6 protein-coding genes, 1 tRNA gene, 1 pseudogene and 1 CRISPR repeat array (1 of these 9 only partly in view) are annotated in these 13896 nt (G+C 62.5%); of the genes and pseudogenes, 4 read left to right on the forward strand and 4 right to left on the reverse strand.

The window, feature by feature from the left end:
* Positions 1–3286: direct repeats of the CRISPR family, unit length 29 nt; unit sequence GTGTTCCCCGCGCTCGCGGGGATGAACCG (it extends 1685 nt beyond the left edge of the window).
* A gap of 142 nt (positions 3287–3428) precedes the next feature.
* The 4 genes and pseudogenes from EDC35_RS04930 to EDC35_RS04945 form a co-directional block, all read left to right on the forward strand.
* Positions 3429–3971 (forward strand): annotated as a pseudogene (locus tag EDC35_RS04930) (IS607 family transposase); the annotation flags it as partial.
* A gap of 13 nt (positions 3972–3984) precedes the next feature.
* On the forward strand, positions 3985–5097 hold the full coding sequence (locus EDC35_RS04935; protein ID WP_243651437.1) for an RNA-guided endonuclease InsQ/TnpB family protein: 1113 nt from the start codon (positions 3985–3987) through the stop codon (positions 5095–5097).
* Positions 5098–5473: 376 nt separating this feature from the next.
* On the forward strand, positions 5474–7129 hold the full coding sequence (locus tag EDC35_RS04940; protein ID WP_132976112.1) for a diguanylate cyclase domain-containing protein: 1656 nt from the start codon (positions 5474–5476) through the stop codon (positions 7127–7129).
* A 192-nt stretch (positions 7130–7321) separates the two neighbouring features.
* The gene (locus EDC35_RS04945; RefSeq protein ID WP_132976113.1) at positions 7322–9358 is read left to right on the forward strand and encodes a methyl-accepting chemotaxis protein; all 2037 of its coding nucleotides are present in this window, start codon (positions 7322–7324) and stop codon (positions 9356–9358) included.
* A 242-nt stretch (positions 9359–9600) separates the two neighbouring features.
* On the opposite strand, the gene EDC35_RS04950 is transcribed toward EDC35_RS04945, so the two are convergent.
* From EDC35_RS04950 to EDC35_RS04965, 4 genes are all read right to left on the reverse strand, one after another.
* A tRNA-Thr gene (locus tag EDC35_RS04950) sits at positions 9601–9676 on the reverse strand.
* A gap of 104 nt (positions 9677–9780) precedes the next feature.
* On the reverse strand, positions 9781–10860 hold the full coding sequence (gene prfA, locus EDC35_RS04955) for a peptide chain release factor 1 (RefSeq protein WP_132976114.1): 1080 nt from the start codon (positions 10858–10860) through the stop codon (positions 9781–9783).
* Complete coding sequence (gene hemA / locus EDC35_RS04960) at positions 10860–12131, reverse strand: glutamyl-tRNA reductase (RefSeq protein WP_132976115.1); 1272 nt, start codon at positions 12129–12131, stop codon at positions 10860–10862. Before hemA ends, prfA begins: the two co-directional genes overlap by 1 nt.
* Before the next feature lie 292 nt (positions 12132–12423).
* Positions 12424–13767: an OmpP1/FadL family transporter gene (locus EDC35_RS04965; protein WP_132976116.1), complete on the reverse strand. Its 1344-nt coding sequence runs from the start codon at positions 13765–13767 to the stop codon at positions 12424–12426.
* Positions 13768–13896 lie beyond the last annotated feature (129 nt).

Raw genomic sequence — 13896 nt, forward strand, 5'->3', positions numbered from 1 at the left:
AGCAGGACCAGAGCCTAGATGAGTGTGTTCCCCGCGCTCGCGGGGATGAACCGTTCTGGCCGCCGACGAACCCGAGCCAATACGTGTGTTCCCCGCGCTCGCGGGGATGAACCGGAATGGATAGCCGGATTTATCTGCTGCATATGGTGTTCCCCGCGCTCGCGGGGATGAACCGCCCCTGCGCGCGCCATCTCCAGCGCCCGTTCCGTGTTCCCCGCGCTCGCGGGGATGAACCGCTGTCAACACGAGGATTTTTCATGCGCCCGACGTGTTCCCCGCGCTCGCGGGGATGAACCGCGACGCGAGTATGTTGGCGCGCTGCGCCTGGCGTGTTCCCCGCGCTCGCGGGGATGAACCGGTCGGCGCGCTCTTCGCTGAGATGGGCACCGGGTGTTCCCCGCGCTCGCGGGGATGAACCGTCTCGGCAAATTACGACGTCAATCACCAGCAAGTGTTCCCCGCGCTCGCGGGGATGAACCGGATGACGGGTCGCGCGCGATCCTGGCCGTAAAGTGTTCCCCGCGCTCGCGGGGATGAACCGCCACCGGCCTGCCGGTCGCCGTCGCCTTCGCCGTGTTCCCCGCGCTCGCGGGGATGAACCGCTGGACGACAAAGACCGGCGTTTCCTCGTCATGTGTTCCCCGCGCTCGCGGGGATGAACCGATGGGGGGTTATGCAGGCAACAGGAAATATGTGTGTTCCCCGCGCTCGCGGGGATGAACCGCAGCTTGAATCAGCCATTGCTCACGACATCCGGTGTTCCCCGCGCTCGCGGGGATGAACCGTGCTGATTGTATCCAACACTAACGACTCCGGAGTGTTCCCCGCGCTCGCGGGGATGAACCGATTGAGGGCGCCGAGTGCCTGCGCGCGAAAATGTGTTCCCCGCGCTCGCGGGGATGAACCGGCCGAATCTCCGCCAAAGACCTGCGCCGCGCGGTGTTCCCCGCGCTCGCGGGGATGAACCCGGCGCCTCCATCCGTCGCGTGGTGATGAAACGGTGTTCCCCGCGCTCGCGGGGATGAACCGATTTAAATCGCCGCTGCCGTCTGGAATTTCCAGTGTTCCCCGCGCTCGCGGGGATGAACCGGCTCGTCGCTGTCATCCTCCTACATCAGCTCCGTGTTCCCCGCGCTCGCGGGGATGAACCGGCGACGATCTGGACATCGGCCCGCCGCCGGCGGTGTTCCCCGCGCTCGCGGGGATGAACCGTCGAGTCGTTGACAGCGGCACGGCAACTACACGTGTTCCCCGCGCTCGCGGGGATGAACCGGTTGATCGCTGCGAGATTTACATCGAAGACGGGTGTTCCCCGCGCTCGCGGGGATGAACCGTAGGTCCGTCCTTTGTACTGGACAGGCTGCATGTGTTCCCCGCGCTCGCGGGGATGAACCGCTTGGCGACACGCCGGAGCAGCGGGCGATGCGGTGTTCCCCGCGCTCGCGGGGATGAACCGCCTTCCTGCATTGAAGACGCTGCCGGAACGTCGTGTTCCCCGCGCTCGCGGGGATGAACCGGTACCGAATCGCCTGCGTCACGGTATCGGTCAGTGTTCCCCGCGCTCGCGGGGATGAACCGGCATGGGACGTAGAGCGCGCCCGTTACGACCTGTGTTCCCCGCGCTCGCGGGGATGAACCGGCGCAAAGCTCGCCCCAGTCGTCGATGAAATCGTGTTCCCCGCGCTCGCGGGGATGAACCGTCAGAAATGCGTCAGCCGCCTACCCTTCCGGCGTGTTCCCCGCGCTCGCGGGGATGAACCGCTCCTAGTTCATGCATTTTGTCGTTCTCACTGGTGTTCCCCGCGCTCGCGGGGATGAACCGCGAGGGCGTCAATCCAACTTACGCCGGCTCAAGTGTTCCCCGCGCTCGCGGGGATGAACCGACCCCGTTTGCAACGCAGATTGGCATAAATCCGTGTTCCCCGCGCTCGCGGGGATGAACCGGCGCATAGCCGCCACGGCATGACGCGGTTCGGGTGTTCCCCGCGCTCGCGGGGATGAACCGCTGGGGCGGGTGGGGGCGGTGGTGCGCGGGCTGTGTTCCCCGCGCTCGCGGGGATGAACCGGGCACACGTTTGATGGACTGCGGCTGACGCAGGTGTTCCCCGCGCTCGCGGGGATGAACCGAAGTGGCAGCCCGCGCCAACGGGTTGCCGGAGGTGTTCCCCGCGCTCGCGGGGATGAACCGCTGCACCGGCGCGTCAACGAGGTGGAGCAGCGGTGTTCCCCGCGCTCGCGGGGATGAACCGGCCGGGCGGACGATCAAAGTGCGGCAACTCCAGTGTTCCCCGCGCTCGCGGGGATGAACCGCAGCATAAGAACGTGCTCAAGCTGATCGCGCAGTGTTCCCCGCGCTCGCGGGGATGAACCGCCAAGCGCGACGGCAACCAGGAAGCCATCGCCGTGTTCCCCGCGCTCGCGGGGATGAACCGCAAATCCTCGACGCCTTCGTGACCGACCAGCGGTGTTCCCCGCGCTCGCGGGGATGAACCGACGAAATCACCCGGCGCCTGCTGGGTCCGACCGTGTTCCCCGCGCTCGCGGGGATGAACCGTTGGCTTGCGTTGGCCATGACAGGCTCCCAGGGTGTTCCCCGCGCTCGCGGGGATGAACCGGCGGCGACCAGGCCCTGCACGACGCTGGCGGTGTGTTCCCCGCGCTCGCGGGGATGAACCGAAATATGCCGGAGGTGCGCAATGACCGCGCTCGTGTTCCCCGCGCTCGCGGGGATGAACCGTCGCTCCAGCCGAGCCCGCGCATCGGCGCCGTGTGTTCCCCGCGCTCGCGGGGATGAACCGGTCATCCGCCTCGCGGTAGTTCCAGTCGAAATGTGTTCCCCGCGCTCGCGGGGATGAACCGGCGTCGAGGATTTGCTTACGGCTCGCCGAATCGTGTTCCCCGCGCTCGCGGGGATGAACCGTCTTTGGCGAGCAGCTCATAGGGGACGTGCAGGTGTTCCCCGCGCTCGCGGGGATGAACCGTCAGTACACCGGGTGCAGCGGGCGACGGGCGGGTGTTCCCCGCGCTCGCGGGGATGAACCGATCGGCGGGGCAGGGCTAGGCTGGGCAGGGCTGTGTTCCCCGCGCTCGCGGGGATGAACCGCGTCCAGCTACTCGGGCACGGCGACAACGAATGTGTTCCCCGCGCTCGCGGGGATGAACCGGCAACCTGGAATTTACCCTGGCTGATCTACCGGTGTTCCCCGCGCTCGCGGGGATGAACCGGCATGGGTCGCCTCATGAAGGTCGCTATCGGTGTGTTCCCCGCGCTCGCGGGGATGAACTGCGGGATGAGAGCAGCGCCGAACAACAGCCCCGGTGTTCCCCGCGCGCGCGAATAAAACGCGACGGGAAGAGTGAGGTTGATAAACAGTTACAAATAAGCTAACATAAGCTCACTTTCTACAACATACGCTCTTTTCGTCTTCATGGCCTACGTCCCCTTGCGGAAGGCGGTCGCCGAACTTGGACTGCACCCCAATACGCTGCGTAAATACGCCGATGACGGACTTATCCCCAGCATCCGCAATCCCGCCGGGCAGCGCCTCTTCGACGTGGACGCCTACCTGCGGCGCGCGACCGATGCCGTCACCATCCTTTACGCCCGCGTCAGCAGCGCCAAGCTTTGCTCCGACCTCGTGCGACAAATCGAGCGTTTGCGGCGCGTCTACCCCGACGCGGAAGTCGTCCAGGACATCGCCAGCGGACTCAACTTCAAGCGCAAAGGATTGCGCGCCTTACTGGAACGACTCCTGCGCGGCGATAAGCTCCGGGTTGTGGTTGCCCATCGTGACCGACTCGCCCGCTTCGGCTTCGACCTCATCGCCTTCCTGGTCGAACGCAACGGCGGCGAGATCGTGGTTCTCGATCAGCCAGTCGATCAATCCCAAGAAACCGAACTCACCGCCGATCTACTCGCCATCCTCCATCACTTCGCGTGTCGAATGCACGGGCGGCGAAGTCATCAAGGCCAGGCGGATTCGCGTGTATCCGACGACGGCACAGAAGAGCCTGTTTCGGCAGTGGCTCGGAACCTCAAGATACGTCTACAACGAGACCGTCAAGCATCTCAATCTGCCGCCCGGCGAGCGGGCGGGACATTGGATGGGAGCGGCGAAGATCGTCCTGCCGAGCCTGCCGGAGTGGGCCGGACCGATCCCCTATCAGATCAAGAAGATCGCCGTTGAGGACGCCTACAAGGCGTTCTCGAATGGCGTGCGCAAATGGCGGCAGACCGGCGAGCCGTTCGATCTGAGCTTCCGCTCGCGCAAGAACCCGAAGCAATCCTGCTTCATCCCGTCGTCCGCCCTCAAGGACGCGGGCATTTACCCGAAGATTGCCGGGAGCCTCAAGCGCGCCGAGGACTTCCCCGACAACGCAAGGGATTCGCGCCTGGTCTGCGAGCATGGCCGATGGTTCGTGATCGTCCCCTTTCGTGTGCCCGTCACCCAGACCGAAAATCAAGGTCGCGTGGTGGCGCTCGATCCGGGCATCCGCACCTTTCTGACCGGCTTTGCCGAAGACCAGGCGTTCAAGATCGGTCAGGGCGATTTCGCCCGCATTGCCCGTCTCTGCTATCACCTGGATCGCCTGCTGGCGAAGATCGCCAAGGCCAAATGTCGGCAGAAAGCCCGGCTCCGCAAGGCCGCGCACCGCTTGCGCTGGAAGATCCGTGATCTGGTGGACGAGTTGCACTTTCAGGCGATTCGCTTCCTGCTCGACCGCTTCGACCTGATCCTGCTGCCGACCTTTGAGACCCAAGCGATGTCGGCGAAATCCAGGCGCAGGATCCGGGCGAAATCCGTCCGGGCGATGCTCGGTTACGCCTTCTTCCGCTTCGGACAGCGCCTGGAGGCGGCAGCCAAACGGGTTGGCAAGGTCGTGATTCGCGTCAACGAAGCCTACACCTCGAAAACGGCCAGTTGGACCGGCGAGATCAAACAGATCGGCGGTGCGAAAACCATCACCAGCGGCGGCCTGACCGTGGATCGTGACATCAATGGCGCACGCGGGATCTTCCTGCGTGCTTTGGGAGATACCCCCTCGCTCAGAAATGAGCGTGCATGTGTTGGCGCTTGTGAGTCAGCGTTAGCATAAAAGTATCGGACAGGTGTTTTACAGAAGGCGTTTCGATAGCATCTCCGGTCGTTCCGACAGGCGCGAGGCTCGCTTGCATTGCGAAAAGTTGATCCGGCGGTCGTCGATTCGCCTTGCCTGGGCGTCGCTGATAGTATTCAGCTCATCTGTGTCTGACAGGTTCGGCTCTTCCTGGAAACGGCTATTGCAGCCGTGCAGATGTTCCGAAACCGTCTCTGGTCGTTGTCGTTGTCGAAGATTCGCAAACCGACAACCAACGGCCCCGGAATTTCTAAGGCGCTGCATATCCTGCCGAGCTGCCTTCACCTGAACCTGTCAATGAACACCGATGCTTCCCAACGCTCGCTGTCAGGAACACTGATTCCCCCAGGAGATCATGGACACCAGAACCGTTATTGAGTCCGGTCTGGCCGTTTCGCTGGCGGTGAATCTGGCCATGGCCGTTGTCTTCTGGACACGCCACACTTATCCGGGCTTTGGCTACTGGCTGACCGGAACCCTGTGCCGAACGGCCGCACTGACACTGCTGCTGCTTCCGCGCGATCAGTTTCCGCCTTGGCTCACGATCATTCTGCCGAATTACGCCATGCTCCTCGAACTGATGCTCTATGTTCGGGGAACCCATCTGTTTCGCGGTGTCCCGCTCCGTTTCGGCTGGGAGATCATCGTCTCGCTGTCTTTCATCGGTCTGATCCTCTATTTCTCGTATCACGTCCCCAGCCTCAGTATCCGCTTCCTGATCCTGTCGATTTATTGGGGGTTTCTGGAGTGTTGGCTGGCCTGGCTGCTGCTGACCCGACGACCTGCTTATTTCGGTTCCGGGGATTGGTTGCAGGCCGCTGTCTGGATCGTTTTGATCGTGTCGAATGTTGTCCGCGTCGGATTGGTCTGGACCTCGGCAGAGACACTGACGGCGGGCATCGCGACGCTTCCACTGTCTCAAAACCTGTTGTTTCTGCTCATCATCATGAGCTTCATTCTGATCGCCTTGAGCCAGAAGGTGATGAATGCGCAGCGCCTGGAATACGACTATCGCGTGGCGCAGGAACAACTGGAGCAGGTCGCTTACCACGATGCCCTGACCGGGCTGCCCAATCGGCGCTTGCTGCATGACCGGCTCACGCTGGCTCTGACCAGCAGCAAGCGGAGCGGTCTTGGTGGTGCGCTGATGCTGCTTGATCTCGACAACTTCAAGCCGCTCAACGATGAGCATGGGCATGCGGTGGGCGATCTGCTGCTCATCGAAGTCGCTCGCCGACTCAGCACGACCGTGCGCGAGGTCGATACGGTCGCGCGTCTCGGCGGCGATGAATTCGTGGTTGTGCTCAATGGTCTCAGTGCGGACGAAGCGGTCGCCGGGGGGCAGGCGAGGATGATCGCCGAAAAGATTCGTTTCGCACTGGCTCGCCCTTATATTCTGACGGTGACGCACGATGGCGAAGCCGATGCCATCGTTGAGCATCGCTGCACGGCAAGCATCGGCGGCGCCCTGTTCGACCGGGGCGCTGATCAGGAGGCGATCCTCAAGCGTGCCGACAAGGCGATGTATCAGGCGAAGGATGTCGGACGCGATGCGGTCGTCTTCGTGGCCAGCAGTTCGCAGCCGGCCGACCTGGCTGTCTCGGCCAATTTCGTCCACCTGCACTGGCACTCCGCCTACGAGTGCGGACACCCGCTGATCGACGCCCACCATCGCGGATTGTTTGAGATCGCCAACCGGCTCCTGACCGCCATCCTCTCCGATCATTCAAAGGATGAGGTGGCGATGCTGATCGATCTCCTGGTGCGTGACGTTTCCCAGCATTTCCAGGACGAGGAGACGATCATTGAGGCCGCCGGTTTCCCCGGTGCATCTGAACATGCCGTCATCCATCGTCAGCTTGTCGAGACGGCTGTCGATCTGGTCGCTCGCTTTCATGACGGCATGCTTGGCATCGGCGAACTCTTTCAGTTTCTGGCCCAGGACGTGGTCGCCCGGCACATCCTCAGCGAAGACCGAAAATTTTTCTCCTACCTTGATGAGCGGGGTTGAGGAGCCGACAATCCAAATCTCCGGGGCTGGAATCTTGAAGCCCCGCCCTCAAAATGCCGGGGGCATGCCTGTTGAGGTCGCGAGCCGGACGGATGGTCGTTCGTCCGGCATGCGCAGCGCCATTGATCTGATTCGACCGGTGTTTTTCATTGCTGTTTTAGCGTTGGATGTCCCTGCATTCAGGAGTCGGCCATGCTCAATCGACTTTCCATGACACGTAAACTGCTGTTTACGCTTGTTCCCATGTCAGTGCTGGTGTTGTTGGGGACGACGCTTTTCGCGCGCGGGATGGTGCGGGAGGCGACCACGCAGGAAGCAATTTCGGCCACCCGCCAGTTGGCGCGTGCGCAGGGTGAGCAGATCGTGGGAGATCTGTTGCAGGATCTGGCGAGCGTCCGCGCGCTGGCGACTGTGCTCCACACCCGCAACCGGATTCAGCCCGATCAGCGCCGGGATTTCATCAATCAGGTTTTCGCCCGTTATCTGGCCGACCATACCGAAATCCTCGGTGTCTGGACGGTTTGGGAGCCGAATGCCTTCGACGGCCTGGACGCGCAGTTCGTCAACGCCGCCGGCCATGACGCCACCGGGCGCTTCATTCCATATTGGTATCGGGATGGCGGTAAGACGGCCTCGGAGCCATTGAAGGACTACGACACCCCCGGCGCCGGCGATTACTATCTGCTGGCGAAGACCAGCCGTCGCCCGGTGATCCTGGAGCCTTACAAATATGCGGTGGGCGGGGTGGAGAAACTGCTCACCTCGCTGGTGATCCCGATCATTGAGGATGACCGGAGCGTCGGCGTGGTTGGCGTGGATCTGCTGGTGTCAGACCTCCAGGAACAGATCGCCAAGATACGACCCTTTGAAGGCGTTTCCGCACTGTTCGGGCAGCAGGGGGGCGTCATCGCCCACCCGGATCCGGCCCGGCTGGGTCTGAATCTGCGCGATACCGAATCCGATACCTTCGGCGAGGATCTGCCCCGGTTCACGGATGCCGTGCTCCAGGGACAGGCATTCATGACCCGGCGAGAGATCGCTCGCCATGCCGGACAGACCCTCATCGTCAGTGAGGCCATCCCTCTCGGCGATGCGCCCGGCGCCTGGTCTCTGGTCATGATGCTGCCGTTGGAGAACGTCCTCGCAAACACCGATACGCTGATCCAGCGGGTCATTTTCATCAATCTGGTTGGTCTTGCCCTGCTGGTGGCGCTGATTCTGGTCTTGAGCCGGAGTCTGGCCACCCCGCTGCGTGGAGCGGTGGCAGCCCTCGAAGACATCGCCAGCGGGCAGGGCGATCTGACGCGCCGCCTGCCGGTCGAGGGTCGCGACGAAATGGCCCATATCGCCGCCGCCTTCAATACCTTCGTGAGCAAGATCCAGGATCTGGTTGGCCAGTTGACGGGAGTGGCCGCGCAACTGGCGGCCGCTGCGGAAGAATTGTTCGCGACCAGTGAGAGCAGCGACGGTCAGATGCAGCGGCAACGGGCGGAAACCGAACAGGTGGCAACGGCCATGCATGAGATGACCGCCACCGTGCAGGAGGTGGCGCGCCATGCCAACGACGCCGCCCGTGCGGCGGAAATCGCCAACCAGGAGTCTGCCAGTGGCAGCGATGTGGTTCAGCAAACCATCAGCGCCATTGAGTCGCTGGTGCGCGAGATCGAGGAAGCGGGCGAGATCATCCACCGGCTCGAAACCGACAGCGGGGCGATTGGCAAAGTCCTGGATGTGATTCGGGGGATTGCCGAGCAGACGAATCTGCTGGCGTTGAATGCCGCCATCGAAGCCGCCCGTGCTGGCGAGCAGGGACGGGGGTTTGCAGTGGTGGCCGATGAGGTTCGCGTCCTGGCGTCCCGAACGGAAGCCTCCACGAAAGAGATTCAGCAGATGATCGAACGGTTGCAGGCGGGAGCGGACAATGCGGTGGGCGCGATGGCCCTCAGCCGTTCGCGATCCACCGAGACCGTCACCCAGGCGGCGCACGCCGGAACCTCGTTGAAGGCGATCAGTGGGGCCATTGCCCGCATCAATGAGATGAACATCCAGATCGCCAGTGCCGCTGAGGAACAGAGTGCGGTCGCCGAAGAGATCAACCGCAACGTCGCCAATATCAGCCAGTCGGTGGACAGCAGCTCATACGGTTCCCGTCAGATTGCCGAGGCAAGCGAACAGTTGGCTCGCCTGGCGGCTGAGCTCCAGACGCAGCTTGGGCAATTCAAGGTTTGAACGGCGCTTGCCAGTCCGTTTAAGTTGCCATGTTGGCTGCGCCTGATCGATGTGGGCTTGCCGGAGTGAGGGGGGTTGAAGTTTGCAGGGCAGCTCAAGCATGGCGGCTACAGAGTCTAAGGGACATCACAGTCGGAAACATGCCAGACGCTGTCAGATTGTGATCCCGAGCGTTACCCGGAAGGCACTCAGGCAAGAAAAAGGGTTAGCCGGTAAGGCTAACCCTTTACTTTCTTTATGATTGGAGCTGGCGGTCGGATTCGAACCGACGACCTGCTGATTACAAATCAGCTGCTCTGCCAACTGAGCTACGCCAGCCTGTGAAGGGGCGACCCGCAGTCATGATGCGGCGTCGGGGGGTGCATTCTACAGCGAAGTGGTCTGCCTGCTCAACGCGGCGTTGGATCTGGCAGTTGCACCTGCTAACTGGTCATCATCGCGGCCAGTTGCTCGGTGCGGTATTCGGCCAGCAGGGGTTCGATGACCTGGTCGAGCTGGCCGGCCATGATCTCGTCGAGCTTGTAGAGGGTGAGATTGATGCGGTGATCGGTGAGCCGGTTCTGCGGGAAGTTGTAGGTGCGGATGCGTTCCGAACGATCGCCGCTGCCGACCTGTAATTTGCGCGACTCGGATTGCTCGGACGCCTGTGTTTCGCGGGCGCCGGAGAGCAGTTTGGCGTGCAGCAGCGACATGGCGCGGGCGCGGTTTTTGTGCTGCGAACGCTCTTCCTGACATTCGACCACGATCCCGGAGGGGAGATGGGTGATGCGGATGGCCGAGTCGGTCTTGTTGACATGCTGTCCGCCAGCACCGGATGAACGGTAGGTGTCGATGCGCAGGTCGTTCGGGTTGATGTCGATGGCATCGATTGAATCGGCCTCGGGGAGCACGGCGACCGTGCAGGCCGAGGTGTGGACGCGCCCTTGCGATTCGGTTTCGGGCACGCGCTGGACGCGATGCGCGCCCGGCTCGAATTTCAGCCGGGAGAAGACGCCGCTGCCGCTGATGCGTACCACGACCTCTTTATAGCCGCCCAGTTCGCCCTCGCTGGCTGAGACCTGTTCGGTGCGCCAGCCCAGCAGTTCGGCATAACGGACATACATGCGCAGCAGGTCGCCAGCGAAGAGCGCGGCCTCGGCACCGCCGGTGCCGGCGCGAACCTCCAGAAAGATGTTGCGCTGGTCGTTGGGATCCGGCGGTACCAGCAGACGTTGCAGTTCCGGCTCCAGCGCGGCGCGGCGCGCCTGGGCCGCGGCGAGTTCGTCTTTCGCCAGCGCGGCCATTTCCGGGTCGCCGAGCATCTCCTCGGCGGCTGCCATGTCGCGCTCGACCGCCAGATACTGCTCATAGCAGCGTATGAGCGGTTCGAGCTGGGCGTACTCTCGCCCCAGATCGCGAAAGCGGTTCTGATCGGCCTGGATCTCGGCCTCGGCCAGCAGTGCCATGATCTCGCTGAAGCGCTCAGTGATGCGTTCCAGCTTGCCCCGGATGGATGGATTCATCAGTCGATCTGGGCGCGGGTCGGGTCGAGCTGGAACAATTCGTTCGCGGCTTCCAGGATCTCGGCCTCGCCCTCGCGCGCGGCCTGACGCAGACGTGAGCTGGGGGCGTGCAGCAGTTTGTTGGTCAGGGTGTGGGCGAGGAAATTCAGCACTTCGGCTGGCGATTTGCCGGCTTCGAGCTGACGCTGCGCGCGGGCGAGCACCTCATCGCGCAGTTCTTCGCCCCGGCGGCGGTAATCCTGGATCAGCCCTGCCGCATCGAGCGAGCGCAGCCAGGCCATGAATTCGCTGGCGTGGAAGTCGATGATCTCTTCGGCCTGCGCGGCGGCGGCCTGACGCGAGCGCAGACCCTCGTCGATGACCCCTTGCAGATCGTCGATGGTGTAGAGATAGACATCGGCGAGTTCGCCCACCTCGGGCTCGATGTCGCGCGGGACGGCGATATCGACCATGAAGATGGGGCGATGCTTGCGCTTTTTGAGCGCGCGTTCCACGGTGCCCTTGCCGAGTACCGGCAGCGGGCTGGCGGTGGAGGCGATGACGATGTCGGCCTCGGGCAGATGATTGGCGATTTCGGTGAGCGAGATGGCGAAGCCGTCGAACTGGGCGGCGAGGTCATGGGCGCGCTCGACGGTGCGGTTGGCGACGATGATGCGTCCGACGCCGTTGTGGTGCAGATGGCGGGCGGCCAGTTCGATGGTCTCGCCGGCGCCGATCAGGAGCGCGGTCTGTTCGGAGAGGTCGCTGAAGATCTGGCGCGCCAGATTGACGGCGGCGAAGGCGACCGAGACCGGGCTGGAGCCGATGGCGGTCTCGGTGCGAACGGTCTTGGCGACCGAGAAGGCGTGCTGGAAGAGCCGACCCAGGAGCTTGCCGGTCGCGGTGCAGTCGGTCGCGGTCTGATAGGCGGTCTTGACCTGACCGAGAATCTGCGGCTCGCCGAGCACCAGCGAATCCAGGCCGCTGGCGACGCGCAGCAGATGAATGACGGCGTCGCGGTCGGCATGGGCATAGAGAAAGGGATTGACGCGCTCGTGCTCGATGCCATGAAAGCCGCTGAGCCAGCGGCGAATGATCTCTTCCGCACCTTCCTGGACCGCGCAATAGAGTTCGGTCCGGTTGCAGGTGGAAACGACCACGCCCTCGCAAACGCCTTGACAGCCGGTCAGGTCGCGCAGCGCGCCGGCGATGATGTCAGGACCGAAAGCGATGCGTTCGCGGATGTCGATCGGGGCGGTCTTGTGGTTGAGTCCAAGTGCAAGCAGCTTCATATGGTTGGTTTCAGCGGTTGTGTTGGCCGACATTGGCTGATTGGACGGTGTCCGCGTGGGTCGCGGTGCGCGGTCGCGTGGTGTCGGAGACAAACCACATGACGATTGAGTCGCGCATTCTGCCGATACAAAACGGCACAATGGTAACAATTTTTTCGCGGAACCGCTTCGCCGGACTGAACGCTCAGGCTGAAGGCCGTTGCCGAAGGGTCTTTAGCGGGGTTCGCACTCACGGCATGTCTCTGCTCCTGCCTGTCTGCGGCGGGTCTCGGCGCCGAGCAGGCATGTGCGATTAGAATTTCAGGCCGAAACTGAGCTCAAGCTCCCATTGATCCATCGCGATATTGATGGACTCCGGTCCGCCCGAGAAGGGGAGTGAGCAACCGCAATCAAGATCCTTCTGCGGCGCATACATGGCCGCGACACTGATCTCGCTGCGTTGATTCAGCGCCTTGGTGAGTCCCATCGTGAAATGATGCTCGATCAGGGCTGGCGCGATGACATTGAAGAGAACGCCTTCTGCTGGGATTGGCTGCTTGCCGTAGCTGTAGCCCGCGCGCAGGGTCCAGTCTGGTCGCATCTCCCATTGCGCGCCGAATTTATAGACAGTCATGTCGCGCCAGCCGAAGCCGACGCCTTTACTTCCACCCAGGCAGTAGGCGGTTTGGCCTTGCATGCACAACTGAAGGCTGGTGGTCATGCTGTTGCCGAGTGCATCGACATCGCTATACCAGATGTGCTGCACATCGACTGCCAAGGTGAGTGTTGGCGTGGCCTTGAAGGCCAGGCCCAGATTGGCGAACGCGGGCGCGTCGAGATCGCCGCCCTCGGCGAAGAGATCGGAATAACGGTCAAACCGATCGAAGTCCACCTGACTCTGATAGGCGGCACCGAGCGAAAGTTGATCACTGATCCGCCAGAGTGCGCCGATCTGGAGTCCCCAGCCGAACACGCCATCAGTTCCCCGATTAGAGAGGTTGTCCGGGTTGCCGTCAGCCGCCAGCATGCCAAATGATGCCAGGCCCTCGGCCTCGAACATCTGGTAGGCCAGGAGGAGACCCGCACCCACTGAGAAATCGCTGTTGAGTTTGCGCGAATAATTGAGATTCAGGGCCAGTTGCGCCAGATCCACCCCCGTGGTGCCGGCGCCGTAGGTGCCCATCTCGAAGGCGGTATCGCGACGATGGTAGCTGGTGTTCATGCCGCCATTCCCATACAGGGCGACGCCGACCGCGCTGATGTCGTCGAGCGGGTGGTTATAGCCAAAATGCGGGATAAGAAATAAATCGTTTTCGCTTTCGACCGTCCCGGTGAAGTCCGAGCGGCTGCCGAACGGCATCGCTGGGCCAGAGTTCATCAGATTGGTCGTTTCATTTTGTGTGTATTCGCGGCTGGGTGCGAAGAGCGAGACACCAAGATCCATGCGTTGCTCCAGCCAGACCATACCCGCGACGTTTGAGCTGGAGATCATGGCGTCCTGAGGTAGCGCGGCGCCGGCTCCGGCCATGCTTTTGCTTTTGGTGCCATAACCGTGTGACAGGTAGCCATTGGTCGCTTGCGCGGCTGGCGACAGGGCCAGGACCAGGACCAGGACCAGGGTAACGCCGATGGAAATGGCGGGTCTGTTGATGCGCATGAGATGTGTCCCCCTGATTATTTTTCTGTTTGGTTATTTGGCTGATGCAATGATCAGCATTGAGAATTTACCATGAGGCCGCCTAGACGCGGTGGTGGCGGATTGATATTTGTCAATCGATGCGCGAAA

Origin of the sequence: Thiobaca trueperi, assembly GCF_004342175.1 — a bacterium.
Taxonomy (GTDB): domain Bacteria; phylum Pseudomonadota; class Gammaproteobacteria; order Chromatiales; family Chromatiaceae; genus Thiobaca; species Thiobaca trueperi.

What these genes read in the sequence shown, in the direction of transcription:
- EDC35_RS04940 (WP_132976112.1), top strand. Translation starts at nt 5,474, where the DNA reads ATGGACACCAGAACCGTTATTGAGTCCGGTCTGGCCGTTTCGCTGGCG.
- EDC35_RS04965 (WP_132976116.1), bottom strand. Translation starts at nt 13,767, where the DNA reads ATGCGCATCAACAGACCCGCCATTTCCATCGGCGTTACCCTGGTCCTG.
- EDC35_RS04945 (WP_132976113.1), top strand. Translation starts at nt 7,322, where the DNA reads ATGCTCAATCGACTTTCCATGACACGTAAACTGCTGTTTACGCTTGTT.
- prfA (WP_132976114.1), bottom strand. Translation starts at nt 10,860, where the DNA reads ATGAATCCATCCATCCGGGGCAAGCTGGAACGCATCACTGAGCGCTTC.
- hemA (WP_132976115.1), bottom strand. Translation starts at nt 12,131, where the DNA reads ATGAAGCTGCTTGCACTTGGACTCAACCACAAGACCGCCCCGATCGAC.